This window comes from Pseudoalteromonas sp. GutCa3, from assembly GCF_002836155.1.
GTDB classification, from domain to species: Bacteria; Pseudomonadota; Gammaproteobacteria; order Enterobacterales; family Alteromonadaceae; genus Pseudoalteromonas; species Pseudoalteromonas arctica.
On record NZ_PJBK01000068.1, the window covers coordinates 1 to 18,337 of the forward strand.

At 39.5% G+C, this 18,337-nt stretch carries 19 protein-coding genes; 13 read left to right on the forward strand and 6 right to left on the reverse strand.

Features of this window, described 5'->3' with window-relative positions:
* The first annotated feature begins 162 nt into the window (after window positions 1-162).
* From CXF64_RS11365 to yacG, 5 genes are all read left to right on the forward strand, one after another.
* A complete protein-coding gene (locus tag CXF64_RS11365) occupies window positions 163-1,392 on the forward strand; it encodes a type II secretion system F family protein (protein ID WP_101217068.1) in 1,230 nt (409 codons plus the stop codon).
* Window positions 1,393-1,540: 148 nt separating this feature from the next.
* Complete coding sequence (locus CXF64_RS11370; protein WP_101217069.1) at window positions 1,541-2,434, forward strand: prepilin peptidase; 894 nt, start codon at window positions 1,541-1,543, stop codon at window positions 2,432-2,434.
* A gap of 1 nt (window position 2,435) precedes the next feature.
* Entirely contained in the window at window positions 2,436-3,077 is a 642-nt protein-coding gene (gene coaE / locus CXF64_RS11375) for a dephospho-CoA kinase (protein WP_101217070.1), read from the forward strand.
* Between the two features lie 126 nt (window positions 3,078-3,203).
* Window positions 3,204-4,880, forward strand: a complete 1,677-nt coding sequence (gene pilB / locus CXF64_RS11380; protein ID WP_101217071.1) for a type IV-A pilus assembly ATPase PilB — start codon at window positions 3,204-3,206, stop codon at window positions 4,878-4,880.
* Between the two features lie 114 nt (window positions 4,881-4,994).
* On the forward strand, window positions 4,995-5,225 hold the full coding sequence (gene yacG, locus CXF64_RS11385; RefSeq protein ID WP_007586146.1) for a DNA gyrase inhibitor YacG: 231 nt from the start codon (window positions 4,995-4,997) through the stop codon (window positions 5,223-5,225).
* 71 nt (window positions 5,226-5,296) lie between these two features.
* Here yacG and CXF64_RS11390 read toward each other — a convergent pair whose 3' ends face one another.
* Entirely contained in the window at window positions 5,297-5,785 is a 489-nt protein-coding gene (locus tag CXF64_RS11390; protein WP_101217072.1) for a periplasmic heavy metal sensor, read from the reverse strand.
* A gap of 165 nt (window positions 5,786-5,950) precedes the next feature.
* Between CXF64_RS11390 and CXF64_RS11395 the strand changes: the two genes are divergently transcribed.
* From CXF64_RS11395 to CXF64_RS11405, 3 genes are read left to right on the forward strand one after another with little or no spacing between them, the layout of a single operon-like run.
* Complete coding sequence (locus tag CXF64_RS11395) at window positions 5,951-6,640, forward strand: response regulator (protein WP_024600142.1); 690 nt, start codon at window positions 5,951-5,953, stop codon at window positions 6,638-6,640.
* Window positions 6,618-8,033, forward strand: coding sequence for an ATP-binding protein (locus CXF64_RS11400; protein WP_101217073.1), 1,416 nt, complete (start codon window positions 6,618-6,620; stop codon window positions 8,031-8,033). The genes CXF64_RS11395 and CXF64_RS11400 overlap by 23 nt, the downstream gene beginning before the upstream one ends.
* A gap of 3 nt (window positions 8,034-8,036) precedes the next feature.
* Window positions 8,037-8,984 carry an alpha/beta fold hydrolase gene (locus CXF64_RS11405; RefSeq protein ID WP_007586153.1) on the forward strand — a complete coding sequence of 316 codons (948 nt, stop codon included), beginning with the start codon at window positions 8,037-8,039 and terminating at the stop codon, window positions 8,982-8,984.
* On the opposite strand, the gene CXF64_RS11410 is transcribed toward CXF64_RS11405, so the two are convergent.
* Window positions 8,944-9,810, reverse strand: a complete 867-nt coding sequence (locus CXF64_RS11410; RefSeq protein ID WP_101217109.1) for a cation diffusion facilitator family transporter — start codon at window positions 9,808-9,810, stop codon at window positions 8,944-8,946. The genes CXF64_RS11405 and CXF64_RS11410 overlap by 41 nt on opposite strands.
* A 161-nt stretch (window positions 9,811-9,971) precedes the next feature.
* Here CXF64_RS11410 and trmL point away from each other — a divergent pair, with 161 nt between their 5' ends.
* The gene (gene trmL, locus CXF64_RS11415; protein WP_101217074.1) at window positions 9,972-10,436 is read left to right on the forward strand and encodes a tRNA (uridine(34)/cytosine(34)/5-carboxymethylaminomethyluridine(34)-2'-O)-methyltransferase TrmL; all 465 of its coding nucleotides are present in this window, start codon (window positions 9,972-9,974) and stop codon (window positions 10,434-10,436) included.
* A 68-nt stretch (window positions 10,437-10,504) separates the two neighbouring features.
* Here the strand turns inward: trmL and gpsA are convergent, their stop codons facing one another.
* Genes gpsA through CXF64_RS11435 form a run of 4 tightly spaced genes read right to left on the reverse strand, consistent with a single transcriptional unit; the run spans window position 10,505 to window position 12,756 of the window.
* On the reverse strand, window positions 10,505-11,512 hold the full coding sequence (gpsA, locus tag CXF64_RS11420) for an NAD(P)H-dependent glycerol-3-phosphate dehydrogenase (RefSeq protein WP_007582822.1): 1,008 nt from the start codon (window positions 11,510-11,512) through the stop codon (window positions 10,505-10,507).
* Window positions 11,513-11,515: 3 nt separating this feature from the next.
* Complete coding sequence (gene secB, locus CXF64_RS11425; protein ID WP_010553360.1) at window positions 11,516-12,001, reverse strand: protein-export chaperone SecB; 486 nt, start codon at window positions 11,999-12,001, stop codon at window positions 11,516-11,518.
* 34 nt (window positions 12,002-12,035) lie between these two features.
* Window positions 12,036-12,293 (reverse strand): glutaredoxin 3, encoded by a 258-nt coding sequence (grxC, locus tag CXF64_RS11430; RefSeq protein ID WP_002957783.1) that lies wholly within the window; start codon window positions 12,291-12,293, stop codon window positions 12,036-12,038.
* Between the two features lie 31 nt (window positions 12,294-12,324).
* The gene (locus CXF64_RS11435; RefSeq protein WP_007376037.1) at window positions 12,325-12,756 is read right to left on the reverse strand and encodes a rhodanese-like domain-containing protein; all 432 of its coding nucleotides are present in this window, start codon (window positions 12,754-12,756) and stop codon (window positions 12,325-12,327) included.
* A gap of 603 nt (window positions 12,757-13,359) precedes the next feature.
* On the opposite strand from CXF64_RS11435, the gene gpmM reads away from it, so the two are divergent.
* Genes gpmM through CXF64_RS11455 form a run of 4 tightly spaced genes read left to right on the forward strand, consistent with a single transcriptional unit; the run spans window position 13,360 to window position 18,158 of the window.
* A complete protein-coding gene (gene gpmM / locus CXF64_RS11440) occupies window positions 13,360-14,904 on the forward strand; it encodes a 2,3-bisphosphoglycerate-independent phosphoglycerate mutase (protein ID WP_101217075.1) in 1,545 nt (514 codons plus the stop codon).
* Window positions 14,905-14,907: 3 nt separating this feature from the next.
* Window positions 14,908-16,047, forward strand: coding sequence for a murein hydrolase activator EnvC family protein (locus tag CXF64_RS11445; RefSeq protein WP_101217076.1), 1,140 nt, complete (start codon window positions 14,908-14,910; stop codon window positions 16,045-16,047).
* A gap of 34 nt (window positions 16,048-16,081) precedes the next feature.
* Window positions 16,082-17,347 carry a S41 family peptidase gene (locus tag CXF64_RS11450; RefSeq protein ID WP_101217077.1) on the forward strand — a complete coding sequence of 422 codons (1,266 nt, stop codon included), beginning with the start codon at window positions 16,082-16,084 and terminating at the stop codon, window positions 17,345-17,347.
* Window positions 17,348-17,396: 49 nt separating this feature from the next.
* Window positions 17,397-18,158 (forward strand): divergent polysaccharide deacetylase family protein, encoded by a 762-nt coding sequence (locus CXF64_RS11455; RefSeq protein WP_165783616.1) that lies wholly within the window; start codon window positions 17,397-17,399, stop codon window positions 18,156-18,158.
* The last annotated feature ends 179 nt before the right edge of the window (window positions 18,159-18,337 follow it).

Sequence of the window (18,337 nt, forward strand, 5' to 3'; positions counted from 1 at the left end):
TAGTGACTATGTACATTTTGAAAAAATAAGGGCATTAAAAGCCTTAGATTATAAAAATAAAGCAGAACAAGAAACTAATATTGCAAAAACGTTATATCCTCAAAACAAATCTTGGGATAGCGCTATTTGGACTCCATCGAAATATTAATTTAAGAGTTATTTATGGCAAAAAAACAAAATAAGAAAGGGTCTGACATATTTCAATGGGTTGGAGTTAGTGCCAGAGGGAAAAAGTTAGAAGGTGAATTAAGTGGAGATAGTATTGCACTTGTTAAAGCACAGCTTCGTAAGCAAGGCATTACTCCCTCGAAGGTAAAGCGCAAAGCAAAACCTTTATTTGGTTTGCAAAGTGTTCAAAAAATTACACCAAAAGATATTGCGCTTATTACTCGCCAAATCGCGACAATGCTGATGGCTGGAGTGCCACTAATACAATCAATAGAAATGATTGGATCAGGCTCTACCAATAAAAGTATTGGTAAATTAATGGAAACAATTGGTGATGAAGTTAAGGCAGGCCAACCCTTATCTTCATCACTTAGAAAACACACCCGTTATTTTGACGATTTATATTGTGATTTAGTTGCATCAGGCGAGCAGTCAGGTGCGCTTGATAGAATATTTGATCGTGTCGCTATTTATAAAGAAAAATCTGAAGCATTAAAATCAAAAATCAAAAAAGCGATGTTTTACCCTATAGCTGTACTTGTTATTGCTCTTATAGTTACTTCTATTTTATTAATATTTGTAGTTCCACAATTTCAAGATATTTTTAATGGCTTCGGCGCTGAACTCCCTGCTTTTACTCTATTTGTAATTGGCATATCTGAATTTATGCAAGAATATTGGTGGATGATGCTGATAGCAATTGTTAGTGCAGGTTGGCTTTTTAAAGAAGCTAAACTAAAAAGCTTAAAGCTCAGAGATGCTACAGACAGAGCCATACTAAAACTCCCTGTTATTGGCATGATTTTAAATAAAGCGGCTGTTGCTCGCTATGCGCGAACTCTTTCGACTACGTTTGCCGCAGGTGTACCGCTTGTTGATGCACTTGATTCTGCTGCTGGTGCTTCAGGTAATGCTGTTTATCGTTATGCCATTTTAGACATAAAAGCTGAGGTTAGCTCTGGTAATCAGATGAACTGGGCAATGCGTAACTCAAAAATATTCCCTGATATGGTAATACAAATGGTCGCAATTGGTGAGGAGTCTGGCTCACTAGATGGCATGCTTGCTAAAGTAGCGACTATTTACGAGCAAGAAGTTGATGATGCAGTAGACGGCCTTTCAAGCCTACTTGAGCCACTTATTATGGCCGTACTAGGTGTACTTGTTGGTGGCTTAATTGTTGCTATGTACTTACCTATTTTCCAACTTGGTGCTGTTGTTTAATTACCAAAAATAACAATTTACAAGAAATAAAAGAGAGGCTTACTTTTTTGTTAAGGTATAGCTATTAATGTCTTCTCATTTACTCTCTTTTATTTCTCTTTGTGATAATAATTTCACTTAATTTTTAGAACAATTTTCAGGTAATATGATGCAAAGTATTATTGAAGTAATGCAAAGCCAAATGTGGTTTTATTTAATCACAGTTGGCTTAGTAAGTTTATGTATCGGTAGTTTTTTAAATGTGGTTATTTATCGCTTACCATTGATGATGCAGCGTGAGTGGCAAAGCGAATGCAGACTACTGTTAGAAGATGAACTTACAGGGAATAAATCTAAACAAGCCAATATCAATGAGCCTTTTAACTTAGTAAAACCCAATTCTACCTGCCCTAAATGTAAAACAGCCATAAAGCCTTGGCAGAATATTCCTATTATTAGTTGGTTAGCACTCAAAGGTAAATGCGCAAGTTGCAGTAACCCTATTTCGGCCCGTTATCCTGCTGTAGAGCTAATTACTGCCCTATTAAGTTTAATTGTTGCCTATAGCTTTGGTGCGACCGAGCAAGCTTTATTATATATTTTTGTAACGTGGATTTTAGTAGCACTGACCTTTATTGATATTGACCACATGCTGCTGCCAGATCAACTTACACTTCCGCTGGTATGGCTTGCACTTATTGCCTCTGTTATGGGTTACACAATTACACCAACCGATGCCATTATTGGTGCTGCTTGCGGTTATTTAAGCTTATGGAGTGTGTTTTGGCTATTTAAGTTATTAACCGGTAAAGAAGGCATGGGTTATGGCGACTTTAAACTACTCGCTGTATTTGGGGCATTACTTGGCTGGCAGTCATTACTCACTATTATTCTGCTTTCGAGCGTAGTGGGTGCCATTATAGGTATTGCGCTGTTGAGCATACAAGGTAAAGACAAAGCGACCCCTATCCCTTTTGGGCCTTATTTAGCGATAGCTGGCTGGATCACAATGCTTTGGGGCAACCAAATTCAAGGCGCTTATTTTAATTTAATTGGTTATTAAAATGAGTGAACAAATAACTAAAGTAAATAGCTGGGTATTAGGTTTAACAGGTGGTATTGGCTGTGGTAAAACAGCCGTAAGCAATATGTTTGAAGAGCTTGGTATTACAATAGTTGATGCCGATATAATTGCGCGTGAAGTGGTACTCCCAAATAGCAAAGGGCTAAGAGCGATTACCCAACACTTTGGTGAGGATATTTTATTGCCTGATGGCACATTAAATAGAGCAGAGCTGCGTGCAAAAATATTTACTAATAACAATGACAAAGAATGGCTTAATGCGTTGCTACACCCTCTTATACGGATAAAAATACTAAACGATTTAAATAATGCAACTAGCCCTTATGTTGTTTTAGTAGCGCCTTTATTATTTGAAAACAACCTTGATAAATATTGCGACCATACCCTACTTATTGACGTACCAACCTCAGTACAAATAGCGCGTACGGCAAAACGTGACAACACAAGTAGTGAGCAAGTTAAAAGTATTATTGCCTCGCAAATGTCACGCGCCGATAAACAGCAAAAAGCGGATGATATTTTAAATAATGACCGAAGTTTAAACCTAGTGCATATAGAACTTGTTGATCTTCATAAAAAGTACCTACAATATGTATTACACAACAAAACTAACTCACATTAACACTGTCCTAACTCACACAAACTCGTATTTTAGTTAGTAAAATCACAACAAAGAATGAAAGGTGATGTAATCACCTTCTTTTTTCTGATAAATTGCTTACTATTGAAGGAATAAAACAGGTGCGCAATGAATATTAACTCACCGTTATTGAGAAAATTTATAACCCTTGGCCGCATTGATGCCGACACGGTTAAAAACAAACAAAATGAATTTGCCTCAACAGCTGAGCTTATTTCTAAATGTGGAAAAATCGATAGTAAAGATTTAGCTGAACAATGTATTGATCTGTTTCGCGTACCTTATTTTGATTTAAAAGATTTTGACCCTACAAAAATCCCAGCCGATCTCGTAAAAGAAAAACTCATACGTAAACATCACATTTTGCCGCTTGTTCAAAAAGATCGAAAAGTTTATATAGCAGCATCAGACCCAACAGATTACGGCGCATTCGAAAACTTTGAGTTTAGTACCGGTCTTTCATGCGAAATTGTTGTTGTTGATTATATTCAACTCGATACCAAAATTGAGCAGTTGCTAGATGCCACTGGCAGCTTAAATCTAACTGATGACGAGTTTCAGGAATTTGCTGATTTAGACTCAGAAAGCCAAAGAGATACAGCACCACAAGATGACGATAAAGATGATGCGCCTATCATCGTATACATCAACAAAATTTTAATGGATGCCATTAAAAAAGGCGCCTCTGATTTACACTTTGAACCGTATGAACACAAGTACCGTATTCGCTTTCGTATTGATGGCATATTGCATGAAGTGGCAAGCCCACCTAATACATTAGCAACCAAGCTTTCTGCACGTATTAAAGTAATGTCGCGACTTGATATTGCCGAAAAACGTAAACCACAAGATGGTCGTATAAAACTAAAAATCACTGAACGCAAAAGTATCGACTTTCGTGTAAGTACCATGCCTACCTTGTGGGGCGAAAAAATAGTAATGCGTATCCTTGATTCATCAAGCGCTATGTTAGGCATTGATGTATTAGGCTATGAGCCTGAGCAGAAAAAGCTCTATATGGATGCACTTGCCCAACCTCAAGGGATGATACTAGTAACAGGGCCAACGGGTTCTGGTAAAACAGTATCGCTATACACAGGTTTAAATATATTAAATCAGCCAGAGCGAAATATTAGTACTGCGGAGGATCCGGTTGAGATTAACCTTGAAGGTGTAAACCAAGTACAAATTAACATTAAAGCCGATATGACTTTTGCCAATGCACTGCGTGCTTTTTTACGTCAAGATCCTGATGTAGTTATGGTAGGTGAAATACGTGACCTAGAAACCGCAGAAATATCAATAAAAGCGGCGCAAACAGGTCACTTGGTTTTATCAACATTGCATACAAACTCAGCACCGGAAACAATCACCCGTTTATTAAATATGGGTGTGCCGGCTTATAACGTAGCAAGTTCGATCAGCTTAATAATAGCCCAGCGTTTAGCTCGTCGTTTATGCCCTAAATGTAAAACGCCAGAACAACTTCCGAGTGAAGAACTGGCTCGCCAAGGATTTAGCGCCAAGCAAATTGAAGAAATGACGTTATATACGCCTAAAGGGTGTGATAGCTGTACCGATGGTTATAAAGGCCGAGTGGGTATTTACGAAGTAATGCAAATTACCCCTGAAATTGCCCAAATTATTATGCGCGGTGGTAACTCGCTTGAAATAGCTGACGTTTCACTTAAAGCCGGATTTAATAATTTACGTTTATCTGGTTTACGCAAAGCAGCCGATGGCCTTACATCCCTTGGTGAAATTAATCGTGTGACTAATTTTTAAAGGTCCATAGTAAAAGCTACAAGGTTCTGAACACTAAATTCAGAGCCTTACTTATACCTAGAGACTCATATCTAAGTAATGTAAAATGCAGAAAAAGATTGTAAAGAGTAAATTATGCCTACTATTGTAAACTGCCCAACCTGTAAAACTAAAGTTGAATGGTCAGAGCAAAGCCCATTTCGTCCTTTTTGCTCAAAACGCTGTCAGCTAATTGATTTAGGTGAATGGTCGTTTGAAAATAACAGAATTTCTGCACCAATCACGTCCGCAGAAGAGTTTAGCCAAGACATGATTGAAGATATTGAAGCTATGCTGGCTAAAAATGAAGATGACTTTTTTAAGTAATTTATCTTCATTATGCCCTAAATACGAAAACCAGCATTAAGCTGGTTTTTTAGTATTTACAAAAAGTATAATTAACTTTTTTGTTTACGGTGCTTTTTATTCATACGCTTTTGCATTTTAGCAAATTTCTCTTTTTGCTCAGCGTTAAGTACTTGCATTACTTGATGCTGCGTTTTTAGTTTAATTAAACCAAATTGCTCACCTTTTTCATGACGTTCATTTAATAGCTCTTTTGCTGCATTTTCGTCAAATGTTGCCGCCGAAAGTAACGCATCCATTTTAGCTTTGTGCGCTTCACGCATCGCTTTACGGGCTTCTTTATCGTCGCCACGCAACGCTTTCATCTGTGTTTTTTGCGCTTCAAAAATAGCTTTTAGCTTAGTTTGCTGCTCATCTGTTAAGCTTAATTTTTCAACGCCGCGCTCAGAAAGTAAAAAGCGAGCTTGAGAATGGCCTTGTTTATGTCCGTCGCCTTTAGCTAATACGCTACCAGCACCAAGCGTTGCTGTTGCTAAGCCACAGATAAGTACTAATTTTGAAAGTGTATTTAATTTAGTCATAATCATTACCTTAATATTGGGTTGGTTGTGGCTGCTAAGCCAGTGAGTTAACTATACCTAACTCAATGCAAAGTAACGCAAAGCAGTGTAAAGGTTGTGTAAAGATTCACCTTTGCACTATTTAGCGGGTAAAATAACGCTATAAACAACTCTAAGGGTTTGTAAATGAAACTATTAATGATTGATGACGACACTGGCCTTTGCGAGCTATTAAGTGAATATTTAACTGCCCAAGGTTTTGAAATACAAAGTGTACACGACGGTGAGCAGGGCCTTAAACTAGCACAAGCAAACGACTACGCCCTTATATTGCTAGATGTAATGCTACCAACGCTTGATGGTTTTGAAGTACTCAAACAACTTAGGCAAACAAAGCTCACCCCTGTAATAATGCTTACTGCAAAAGGTGAAGACTTTGACCGTATTTTTGGTTTAGAGCTAGGCGCTGACGATTATATTCCAAAGCCTTTTAATCATCGTGAATTACTAGCCCGCGTAAAAGCTATAACACGCCGTATAGAGCACATTAATAGCTTAAATGCAGCTACAACGAGTAAGTTACTCGTTAATGGTATTACTGTAAACCTTGCAGCTCGAGAGGCCTCAATAGACAGCTCTACACTAACCCTTACCGGTACAGAGTACGAAATACTCACGCTATTGTGTAAAAATGCAGGAGAAGTGGTCAGCAAAGAGCAAATTAGCGAAGAAGTGCTAGGCAGGCGCTTAGCTTCTTTTGATCGCTCTATCGATATGCATGTAAGTAATATCCGTAAAAAAATTGCGGAGCATATTCCAGGGGAGCGAATTAAAACAATGCGAGGTACAGGCTATGTCTTTATCCAAGGCGAATAAAAGCACTTACTTTGCTTGGTTAAAGCACCCTGGACACTACCTATTTTTTAAAATATTTATTTGGTTTTGGTTAACTATAATCGGCACCGTAGCAGCCCTTATATTTTTAAGTAATATTACCGCTATTAATGCGGTATCTAACGAGCCACTTTATGGGCCGATGAAAAAAAATCTGATATATACCGCTAAAAGCATTGAGCGCTCTGCAGTTAAACATAAACGCAGCCTAAGCGAAGTATTAGTACACCCTCGCCTATCAAAGCGAAAACTTTTATATTTAAGCGCAGCCCAAAGCGAGGACTCCCTAAGTAATAAAGAAGTGCCAGAGAGCATCGACTTAAGTTTGTTAAACTTTACTCAAAATATGTCACCGCAAATTATTTTCACTGAAAAATATCAAGCCTTTGGCCCTGTTAATATTAACGTGCCTGAAGGAAGCTTTTATCTTTATGAAATAGATATTAACCATCAACCCCCGCTAATAATGCGCTTTAAGCTTATGCCTAATTGGATGAAAATAGTCATCGCAATTGTTGCATCTCTTATTTTAAGCTTTGTATTTAGCCGTAATTTAATAGCCCCTATAAATAGCCTTAAAAAAGCGGCAATTAAACTATCATCGGGTAACCTAAGCGCAAGAGCCGACATTTCTGTAAACCGAAAAGATGAGCTAGGAATACTAGGGCGAGATTTTAACAGCATGGCTAATCAGTTAGAGCTTTTAATTAGTTCACAAAAACGCTTGTTAGCCGACATATCACATGAGTTACGATCGCCTCTTACACGTTTAAAAATGGCTACCGGGCTTGCACAAATGCAAGCTAACGACGCTAGCCAATCGTATTTATTACGCATAGAAAAAGAAGCAAACCAGCTTGATAAAATGATTGCCGACGTGCTGCAAGTTTCTCGCTTAGAAGCAAAAAGCCAAGCACTTTCACTGCAAAAGCAATCATTACAAATAATTGTAGATCACGTTATTAACGATGCGCAGTTTGAAGCAAAACAAAATAATAAGCAGCTAAATATAATGGGCGCTGTAGACGTAAATATTAATTGCGACGAAGGCCTTATTGCCAGCGCACTTGAAAACCTACTTCGCAACGCTATCAAATACGCAAATAAGACGATTAGCATTGCCCTAAAGCATACAGATGCCATTTATATAGAAATATGTGATGATGGCTCTGGTGTGCCCGATGACCAACTGGGCAAGCTTTGCGAGCCTTTTTTTAGGCAATCTGATGCGCGGGATCGCGTAAGTGGTGGCACGGGTTTAGGTCTTGCGATTGCTAAAAATGCTATTACTGCGCATGGCGGCAGTTTAGTATTATCAAATAAAGAACTAGGTGGCTTGTGTGCTAATATAACCTTGCCATTAATAAAAGAGTAAAGCATGTTTTATAGTAGTGAGCGTGAGCTTAAGAGTAATCAAATAACAATTAATAACTTTTATAAAAACACGCTAATTAAAGCTTATTTAGATACACCTAACGGGCAATTATTTTATGCTTATGCCATACCAGATAAAGCCAAAAATGCCATTGTAATAAGCTCTGGGCGCCTTGAAGGGTTAGATAAATATAAAGAGTTGTTATGGGAGCTGTATAACAATAATTTTGCCATATTCATAGCCGATCACCAAGGACAAGGCCGCTCTTATCGCCACCTACTAAATAAGCACAAAGGCCATGTTAATCAATTTAAAGATTACAGCGCAGACCTAAACTTATTTAATACACAAATAGTGGATACTCATTGGCAAGGTAAAAAGGTGTTAGTGAGTCATTCAATGGGCGGCGCCATAGCATTTGACTATCTTGCGCATTTTGAACACAACTTTAGTGGCGCGTTTTTATCAGCGCCTATGCTTGATATTTATACAAAAAACACACCAAAGCCTTTAGCTAAATTAATAGCAAGTACTGCAACCCTTTTGGGTCAAAAAGACAATTACGCACTAGGGCAAACCGATTACATACCCGATGAGTTTGCTACAAATGTATTAACCAGCAGCCCAGTGCGTTACGAGCTATTTAGGCAAACATATCAAGAAGAGCCATTACTACAGCTCGGCGGTGTTACTTACGGCTGGCTAAATGCGACGTTTGCATTTATAACTTCTGTGGATAACTTGAGCGTGACTATTCCACTTTATATTGCCAGTGCGCAAAACGACGAAGTGGTTGATAACAATGCCCAATATAAATTAGCAAACAGGCACGTAAACACGGTACTTAAAAGCTTTGAAGGCGCTAAACACGAGCTGTTTTTTGAACGTGATGAAATACGCCAGCCATTGCTTAAGAGCTTGTATCAGTTTTGTGAGTCGGTGACGGCTTAACAAGTACCGACAAAGGGTCGAGGTGGATCAGTATATCTACCTCAGACTCAAAGCGTTCTTTAAGCATTGCCTCTACTTCATCAGCTACGTTATGTGCGCGAATCAAACTTAAATGATCATCAAGCTCTAAGTGCATTTGGATAAACTTAACTTTTCCGCCTTGGCGCGTACGAATATCATGCACACCATGTACATCAGCATGGGCTCTGGCTATATCAAATATGCTTTGCTTTTCATCATCTGGCAGTTCTTTATCCATTAAATGATCGGCACTATCTCGTGCTATATCCCAGCTGTTATAAAGTAAGTAGCCCGCTACACCTATCGCAAAAACAGGATCGGCATACAACACACCATAATAAGCTAACAAAATAGCTAATAGCACAGCGGCATTTAATATTAAATCGCCTTTGTAATGTACTGAGTCGGCTTTTATAGCAATTGAATCGGTGTATTTAACTACTTTATTTTGCACAAATACAATGACGAGCGTACACGCAATAGCAAAAATACTTACCCACACACCTAATAAAGAATGGCTTAACTGTATAGGATTAAATAACCGCTCAATACCATGAAAAGCAAGTAGGCAACCTGAGCCTGCAATAAACGCAGCTTGCCCAAGTCCAGCTAGTGCTTCAGCTTTTCCGTGCCCAAACCTATGGTCATCATCTGCTGGGCGCAGTGCGTAACCCAAAACTAAAAAGCTCATAGCAGTGGCTGTTATATCCATTAACGAATCAGTTAACGAGCCAAGCATTGAGGCAGAGCCCGAAGCAAGCCACGCCCATGTTTTTGCGCCAATCATTAAACTAACCATTACCATGGTAACAATGCTTGAAGTTTTAACCCAAAATTCGTAGCTACGGTTATGCACGTTTTAATCCGATAATTAGGAGTACTCAATAGTGTGAGTATATCATTTTTTTAAAAGGTTTCGTGTATACTGCCCTTCGTCAAACTACAGATTATTTTATAAGGCTCATTATGCTGGATATTGTTTTATACCAACCTGAAATACCGCCTAACACTGGTAATATTATTCGCCTATGTGCCAATACCGGCTATGCATTACATTTAATTGAGCCGCTAGGTTTTGAGTGGGACGATAAGCGCGTGAAACGTGCAGGACTTGATTATCATGAATTTAGTCATGTTCAACGCCATGCCTCATTTGAAGATTACCTTGAGAAGTGCAAGCCTAAAAAAGTATATGCATGTACAACCAAAGGTAGTCAGTTTCACCATGAAGCAAGTTACGAAGCGGGTGACTGCTTGGTATTTGGCCCAGAGACTCGCGGCCTACCTGATGATATGATCCAAGCATTACCAAAAGAGCAGCGTGTGCGTATTCCTATGCAAGCCAATAGCCGCAGCATGAACTTATCAAACGCAGTAGCCGTGTTTGTTTACGAGTCGTGGCGCCAGTTGGGTTTTCCTAACGCGCAATAAACACCTTGTACCAAACAAAAAAAAACCGACATAACGTCGGTTTTTTAGTTTTAGTAACGCTTATAAAACTACTCAGAACGTTGCTCTCGGCCTAATAGCGCCATTGCAGCTTCTTTCATATCTTTATTTTCATAAAGCACTTTATAAATTTGCTCGGTAATCGGCATTTCTACACCGCTACGTTGTGCTAATAAATACACTTCTTTGGTATTTCTAAAGCCTTCCACTACTTGACCAATTGACTCAATAGCAGCATCGACGCTTTCACCTTTACCTAGTGCTAAACCAAATCGACGATTACGTGATTGGTTATCTGTACACGTTAGTATTAAATCGCCAAGGCCAGCCATTCCCATGAAGGTTTCTGGCTTAGCACCAAGAGCGCAACCTAAACGAGTAAGCTCTGCAAGGCCTCGGGTGATAAGTGCGGTACGCGCATTAGCGCCAAAACCAACACCGTCCGAAATACCGGCACCAATGGCAATTACATTCTTAACCGCACCACCGAGCTGTATACCAATAAAATCATCATTGTTATACACACGGAATGAGCGGCCACAGTGAAGTAAATCAGCGAGCTGCTGAGCAAATTCAGGCGACGTAGAAGACACTGAAATAGCTGTAGGTGAACCCATCGCCATTTCTTTTGCAAACGTAGGACCCGACAGTACCGCAAGTGGAATGTCATCACCCAATTCTTGCAAAGCCACTTCTTGTAACAAACGTCCAGTATTAGGCTCAAGTCCTTTAGTTGCCCACGCTACTTTAGCACCGTCTTGCAATGCAGGTTTGATCTGCGCAAGTGTGTCGCCAAAAGCATGGCTTGGCACAACAACAAGTACAATAGCGCTGCTAGCAACGGCATGTTGTAAGTTAGCTTCAAGAGTAAGAGTATCTGGAAAAGGAGCATCAGGTAAGTAACGTTGATTTTTCCGCTCAGCTGCAAGCGTGGCAACGTCGTCGCTATTTCTTCCCCAAAGTGTCACGTGGTGACCATTTCGGGCTAAACAAATAGCAAGGGCGGTGCCGTAAGACCCCGCCCCTAATACAGTAACAGCTGTAGTTGCTGTACTCATAAGTTATGCGTCTGCTGAAGCCTGGTCAGCTTGCGCAGTACGTTGTTGCATGTATTGTGCAAATAACGCATCAAAATTAACTGGCGCAAGGTTAAGCTGTGGGAAAGTACCACGGTTAACAAGGTTTGAAACAGCTTCACGTGCATATGGGAACAACACGTTAGGACAAAATGCACCTAGCATGTGCGCAAGTTGCACTTCTTCAACTTCAGCAATAGTAAAAATACCTGCTTGTTGAATTTCACATAAGAACGCAGTTTCTTCACCAAGAGAAGCGGTTACAGTCAGCGCTAAAACAACTTCAAATACACCTTCGTCTAGTTTATTAGAGCGTGTATCTAGGTCTAGCTTAACTTCTGGCGTCCATTCTTTTTGAAAAATGGCCGGAGAGTTTGGCGTTTCAAACGATACATCTTTAGTGTAAATACGTTGAATAGTAAATTGTGCGCCGGCTTCTGCAGCTGCTACGTTTTGATTTTCTTCGTTCATTGTTATTCCTAACTTGTTCGTTATTATAATTAAATTAAGCGTTTAGCTTAGCGTCAAGTTTACCTTGCGCTTCAATAGCCATCATGTCGTCGCAGCCACCGATATGTTCATCATTAATAAAAATTTGCGGTACTGTGCTTGCACCACCTGCTTTGGCAATCATTTCATCGCGTAGCTCAGGCTGTACACCAATATCATAATTTGTGTATTCAACGCCTTTGCTGTTTAAAAGCGAAAGAGCACGCTGACAAAATGGACAATACGCCTTGGTGTATAAAACAACATTACTCATAATAAATCCTCTATCGGCCTAGCTAAACTGATTAGCGACCTGTTGTAGTTGGTAAGCTGGCAGATTGCCACGCACCCATGCCACCTGCTAATAAGTAAACTCGTTCAAAACCAGCTTTACTCATAGCGGCTGCAGTACCTTGGGCAGTCATACCTGTAGTACATACAACTATAATGGGTTTAGTCTTGTACTTTTCAAGGCTTGAAAAGTCAGATTTTTTCGCATTCTCTGGGCTTAAGTGCTCAGCACCAGAAATACGCCCTGCATTAAACTCTTTTTGCGCACGTATATCGATTACTTGACCGTCATCACGGTTAATAAGTAACGTAAGCTGCTGAGGATTTATTTGACGAACAGCTGAAAACTTACTCTTTATCCAGCCACTAACAATAAGGAAAACAATACCAACCCAAGCAAGGCTTAAAATGGGATGATTTGTAATAAATTCAATATATTGATCCATTCTACTTCCACTATGAAATTATGTTTTAAACCTAGGGCGTGTTGGCCTTTGTGGATTGAAATTTGTTCAATCTAGGGGCGATTAAATCGCGGCGCGAGATTTGTAACCTAGTGGGCTAAGTAAAAACCGAGCAACAAAGAGGTAATAGTCCCTAGAAAGAACCCAACGGGCAGCGTATGTTTGGTATTTATGCTACGTTATCGCCTATTTATGGGGAGTAACCACACTTCATAGGCTCTGCCTTGCCTAAAAACCAAACATACTGCTGCAAATTCAACCACCAAAGTGCAACACGCCCTAATATTTTAAGGATTTTGTACTTTAGTCACGCAAGTATACCCAAACCAACCTAAAATGCGAGTTTAGGAGCACTTAGAGACGTTTAAAAAACGATAAAGCCCCCCATATATAGTTAACAAGAACTCTGGATAATAAATCTATCTCAAGCAGAGTTCAGGTTAGTCAATGAGGTATAAGTGAAAAAATTTAATATCTTGTTTTCAATGCTGATCCTAGCTTAAAAACACGGTATGCTAAAACCACGCTAATAAACCTTTTAGGTGCACAGTATCCATCAACAGATACTAATTTTCAGGAGCTATTATGACAGAGCATAAAAAACCACTGGTATTAATGATTTTAGACGGTTGGGGATACCGCGAAGATACGCAAAGTAATGCTATTCTTGCAGCTAACACACCGGTATTAGACAATTTATGGGCCACACGGCCACACACATTAATATCAGCTTCGGGTTTAGATGTTGGTCTTCCTGATGGTCAAATGGGTAACTCAGAAGTTGGCCATGTGAACTTAGGTGCTGGTCGCATTGTTTATCAAGATTTTACCCGTATCACTAAAGCAATTAACGATGGCGAATTTGATTCAACCCCAGCCTTAGTTGAAAACATAGATAAAGCGGTAAGTGCAGGAAAAGCAGTTCACATAATGGGTCTTTTAAGCCCAGGTGGTGTGCATAGCCATGAAGACCACATAGTTGCTAGCATAAAACTTGCTGCAAAACGTGGCGCTAAAGAAGTTTACTTTCATGGCTTTTTAGATGGCCGCGATACACCTCCACGTAGTGCTAAAGCGTCAATCGAACGTATTGAAGCGTTATTTAGCGAACTTAAATGCGGTCGTTTGGCGTCACTTATTGGCCGCTACTACGCAATGGACAGAGACAACCGTTGGAACCGCGTAGAAAAAGCTTACAACGTAATTGCATTAGCTGAAGGTGACTTTAATTTTGATAACGGCTTAGAGGCACTTAATGCAGCGTACGAGCGCGACGAAAACGACGAATTTGTGGCCGCTACAACCATTACACCAACAGGCGCCGCTCCTGCTTCAATAAACGATGGCGACACTCTAATTTTTGCCAACTTTAGAGCAGATAGAGCCCGCGAAATTACTCGCGCTTTTGTTGAGCCTGATTTTGATGGATTCGCAAGAAAAAGAACGCCAGAGCTTAGTGCATTTGTAATGATGACAGAGTATGCAGCCGATATAGATGCACCTATTGCCTTTGGTTCAACACCGTTAGTAAACGTACTTGGTGAGTGGTTTGAAAAAAATAACAAAACACAGCTTCGCATTTCAGAAACCGAAAAGTACGCACACGTTACGTTTTTCTTTAGTGGCGGGCGCGAAAGTGAATTTAAAGGCGAAACACGCGAGCTAATTCCTTCGCCGCAAGTTGCAACCTACGACTTACAACCTGAAATGAACTCAGAAATGCTAACCGACAAACTAGTAGCAGCAATTAAAAGCGGTAAATACGATGCTATTATTTGTAACTACCCTAACGGCGATATGGTTGGTCACTCTGGTGTATTTGAAGCTGCTGTTAAAGCTTGTGAAGCTGTAGATAGCTGTATCGGACGTGTTGTTGATGCACTTGAAGAGTTTGGTGGTGAAGCACTAATAACAGCTGATCATGGTAATGCCGAGCAAATGGCTGATCTTAAAACAGGCCAAGCGCATACTGCCCACACTAGTGAACCTGTACATTTTATTTATGTTGGTCGCGATGCAGAGCCTATGCAAGGTAAGGCATTAAGCGATGTAGCCCCTACAATGCTTCACTTAATGGGCATGGAGCAACCAAGCGAAATGACTGGTACGCCTATCATGATGTTGAAATAACACATGAATAGACGTATTAACCGGTTAATTAAGTGCGGTTTAATACTAACTTCATTAGTGACTGCATCTGCAGTTGCTAATGAAGATCGTACTAAAAAAGACTTATCAGAAGTTCAAAATGCACTTGATCAAAGCCAGGCTGAATATAACGCGCAAAGAAAAAAAATAGCGTCACTACAAAAAAACCTCAAAAGCCATGAACTCGATATAGCTAAAAATGCGAAAGCACTTAACATGGCAGAGCAATCAGTAAAAGAAACTAAAACACAGCAAAAAGAGTTGCAAAATAAAGCCGATGAGCTCGATAGAAAGCATACTCAATTTCAGAAAGTCTTAGCCGCGCAGCTCAAAAGTGCCTATATGGCCGGTGGCGACGATTACTCTAAAATGTTATTAAATCAAGAAGACACTGCTAAATTTGAGCGCACACTTAGTTATTACAACTACTTAAATAAAGCTCGTATTGAACAAATCGAAGATCTAAAAGATCTTCAACAGCAAATAGTACAAAACCAAAAAGAGCTTGTTAAAACACAAGAAAAACTAGAACTTTTATTTGATGAGCAAAAAAGACGCCAAACCGCTTTAGTTAATGCACAAAGTGAACGCCAAGCAAATCTTAAAAACTTACAAGCTCAGCTCAACAGTACTAAAAGCTCAATAAATTATTTAAAAGAAAACCAACAAACTTTGGTAGCAACGATTGAAGAACTAGAAAAAGAAAAAACACAAAAAATTGAATTACTGGGCCTAAATAAAAATAAAGGTAAATTAGACTGGCCGAGCAAAGGCAAGTTAGAGCACACTTTTGGCCAACGTAAACATGGTGGTATTGATTGGAAAGGCGTATTAATTGGTGCAAAAGAAGGCACTAATATTAATAGCGTACATAATGGTCAAGTTGTATTTGCCGATTGGCTAAAAGGCTATGGTTGGGTAATTGTTGTAGACCATGGTGAAGGTTTTATGAGCCTATATGGTCATGCCCAAACATTGCTAAGAGATGTAGGCGACATGGTACGCGAAGGCGAAACACTTGCTTTAGTTGGCCAAAGCGGCGGACAAGCTAGTTCTGGTCTATACTTTGAAATACGCCACAAAGGACGCGCAGTAAATCCTATCAAATGGTGCAAACGCATTTAATTAAATTAATCGCTGCACCGCTCTGGAGCAGCTGATGACAACTAAAAAAACTGTAGTAACTACCATTGTTCAAAAAAATACAGGCTTTTATATAAGTCTGTATTTACTCGTATTACTAACCTTAATTGCCTTTACTAGTAATGTACTAGCAAGCTCGATTAAAGATCTTAAAAGACAACAAATAGACGAAATACTCTTTAACATTCATGCCTACTACGTTGAAGATCTCACCTTACAAAATAGCCACCACATTAAATATAATAACCAGCAATTTGAGCGTTTATATTCAAAGCTCGACTCTTACTCTAAGTACTTAAATGAGCACGAACTAACCTCATTATTTGATAACACAAATGGCCGCTACACAGGTATTGGTATTGAGGTTAAAAATATCGACGAGAATATGACTATTGTTAATGTGGTCAATAACTCTCCCGCAAAAGCAGCGGGGATTTTACCAGACGATATTATTGTAAGTGTAAACAACCACGCAGTCCAAAATCGTACAATCGATGAAGTAGCAACACTAATAAGAGACAGTAAATTTTCAAATATAGACCTAATTATAAGTCGTGATAACAATAAAAACCCACTCACGTTTCATGTAGCACGCCGCCAAATAAACCTCGAAAGCGTAACAAGCGAACTTCTAGATTTTGGCACTGGTTATATAGCTATCAATAACTTCTCTAACCACACATTACATGAGGTTGCTCTGCAAGTTGCTGCCCTGCAAAGCCACTTTGGTTACCCACTTAAAGGCTTAGTAATTGATTTACGTGATAACCCAGGGGGTACATTACAAAGCGCAGTAGCGGTATCAGACCTATTTTTACAAAGTGGTACTATAGTGACGACCAAAGGACGCTTTTACGATGCAAACCAAGCTTTTTACGCTAAACGTGGCGACATTCTAAAAAATGCCCCCATTGTTGTACTTATAAATGAAAACTCAGCCTCTGCAGCCGAAATACTTGCAGCAGCACTTAAAGATAATAAACGAGCAACCGTTGTTGGCAGTCAGTCTTTTGGGAAGGGTTCTGTACAATCGCTCATTCCGCTAGGTGACGGCAGCACTGCATTAAAGCTCACCACAGCTAAATACTTTACGCCTCTAGGTAAATCGATTGATGGAATAGGAATAACCCCAGATGTGGCGGTTAATCAAACAAACCTTTCACAAAGTAATAAAGCCGTTATAATAAAAAATGAACACACTAACAGTAACGCGCAATTACTTACTGGTAACTTAGCCGACTTACAGTTAGTTAAAGCCAAACAATTACTCAGCATGCAGTAGCTTGTATAAGCTGTTAAACAAAGCTAAAAAGATAATAAAAACTATAAACGTGAAAATAACAAAATGGCTAATATTAGCTATTTGTTTTAGCTCAGCAACAATTAGCGCTAAACAAATAGCAATAGTGATAGACGATATAGGCTATCATCAACGGGACTTAGAGTTCCTTTCCTTACCAGGGCAATTGTCGTATTCAATTTTGCCCCATACTCCTTATTCGCAAATTTTTGCAACGCTTGCTAGTCAATCAAATAAAGAGTTATTACTTCATGTACCTATGCAGGCACTTAACGGTAAAGAACTCGGACCTGGCGCGCTTACTTTAAATATGAATAAAGAGCAGCTTCAGCAAACTCTAGGAACAGCTCTCGCTAGTTTACCGCAAGTTAAAGGCGTTAATAACCACATGGGCTCAGCGCTTACGCAGCAAAGCCAAGCTATGAAGTGGACAATGGAAGTGCTTAAAAAGCGCCATTTATATTTTTTAGATAGCCGCACAACCGATTTAAGCCAAGCACAAAATGCTGCTAACTTTTTAGGTGTTGCCAATATTAGTCGCCAAGTGTTCTTAGACAATATAACTACACCAGAACAACTACAGCTAAGGCTGGAAGAATTAAAACAACTAGCCATCACTCACAATTCCGCTATTGCAATTGCTCATCCCTACCCAGAAACCATCGAGTTTTTACGCCGTGCCTTACCCGAGTTAACTAAGCAAGGTTTTGAGCTTGTGCCGGTTTCGCAGCTGGTTGAGCGTAAATACATTCAGTTGGCGCAGGCTGAGGGTAAAGGGATTAGTGCTAGATGATATAAGCTTTAAATAATGCTATATCCGAATGATAAACTAATACCAATTCGCTTAATTAAGTGGTCTATTTTGAGGGCGGAAAAACGTGTTGATAGCTAGGCAAAAAATTCGCTATTTAGTTGTTCTAAATGAGAATCTTTTAACGCAGGTAGCGACACGTTTAGCCCCGCAAAATGATT

What these genes read in the sequence shown, in the direction of transcription:
- coaE (WP_101217070.1), top strand. Translation starts at nt 2,436, where the DNA reads ATGAGTGAACAAATAACTAAAGTAAATAGCTGGGTATTAGGTTTAACA.
- yacG (WP_007586146.1), top strand. Translation starts at nt 4,995, where the DNA reads ATGCCTACTATTGTAAACTGCCCAACCTGTAAAACTAAAGTTGAATGG.
- gpsA (WP_007582822.1), bottom strand. Translation starts at nt 11,512, where the DNA reads ATGAGTACAGCAACTACAGCTGTTACTGTATTAGGGGCGGGGTCTTAC.
- CXF64_RS11435 (WP_007376037.1), bottom strand. Translation starts at nt 12,756, where the DNA reads ATGGATCAATATATTGAATTTATTACAAATCATCCCATTTTAAGCCTT.
- CXF64_RS11370 (WP_101217069.1), top strand. Translation starts at nt 1,541, where the DNA reads ATGCAAAGTATTATTGAAGTAATGCAAAGCCAAATGTGGTTTTATTTA.
- trmL (WP_101217074.1), top strand. Translation starts at nt 9,972, where the DNA reads ATGCTGGATATTGTTTTATACCAACCTGAAATACCGCCTAACACTGGT.
- CXF64_RS11410 (WP_101217109.1), bottom strand. Translation starts at nt 9,810, where the DNA reads ATGGTAATGGTTAGTTTAATGATTGGCGCAAAAACATGGGCGTGGCTT.
- secB (WP_010553360.1), bottom strand. Translation starts at nt 12,001, where the DNA reads ATGAACGAAGAAAATCAAAACGTAGCAGCTGCAGAAGCCGGCGCACAA.
- CXF64_RS11405 (WP_007586153.1), top strand. Translation starts at nt 8,037, where the DNA reads ATGTTTTATAGTAGTGAGCGTGAGCTTAAGAGTAATCAAATAACAATT.
- CXF64_RS11390 (WP_101217072.1), bottom strand. Translation starts at nt 5,785, where the DNA reads ATGACTAAATTAAATACACTTTCAAAATTAGTACTTATCTGTGGCTTA.
- gpmM (WP_101217075.1), top strand. Translation starts at nt 13,360, where the DNA reads ATGACAGAGCATAAAAAACCACTGGTATTAATGATTTTAGACGGTTGG.
- CXF64_RS11365 (WP_101217068.1), top strand. Translation starts at nt 163, where the DNA reads ATGGCAAAAAAACAAAATAAGAAAGGGTCTGACATATTTCAATGGGTT.
- grxC (WP_002957783.1), bottom strand. Translation starts at nt 12,293, where the DNA reads ATGAGTAATGTTGTTTTATACACCAAGGCGTATTGTCCATTTTGTCAG.
- pilB (WP_101217071.1), top strand. Translation starts at nt 3,204, where the DNA reads ATGAATATTAACTCACCGTTATTGAGAAAATTTATAACCCTTGGCCGC.
- CXF64_RS11395 (WP_024600142.1), top strand. Translation starts at nt 5,951, where the DNA reads ATGAAACTATTAATGATTGATGACGACACTGGCCTTTGCGAGCTATTA.
- CXF64_RS11400 (WP_101217073.1), top strand. Translation starts at nt 6,618, where the DNA reads ATGTCTTTATCCAAGGCGAATAAAAGCACTTACTTTGCTTGGTTAAAG.
- CXF64_RS11445 (WP_101217076.1), top strand. Translation starts at nt 14,908, where the DNA reads ATGAATAGACGTATTAACCGGTTAATTAAGTGCGGTTTAATACTAACT.
- CXF64_RS11450 (WP_101217077.1), top strand. Translation starts at nt 16,082, where the DNA reads ATGACAACTAAAAAAACTGTAGTAACTACCATTGTTCAAAAAAATACA.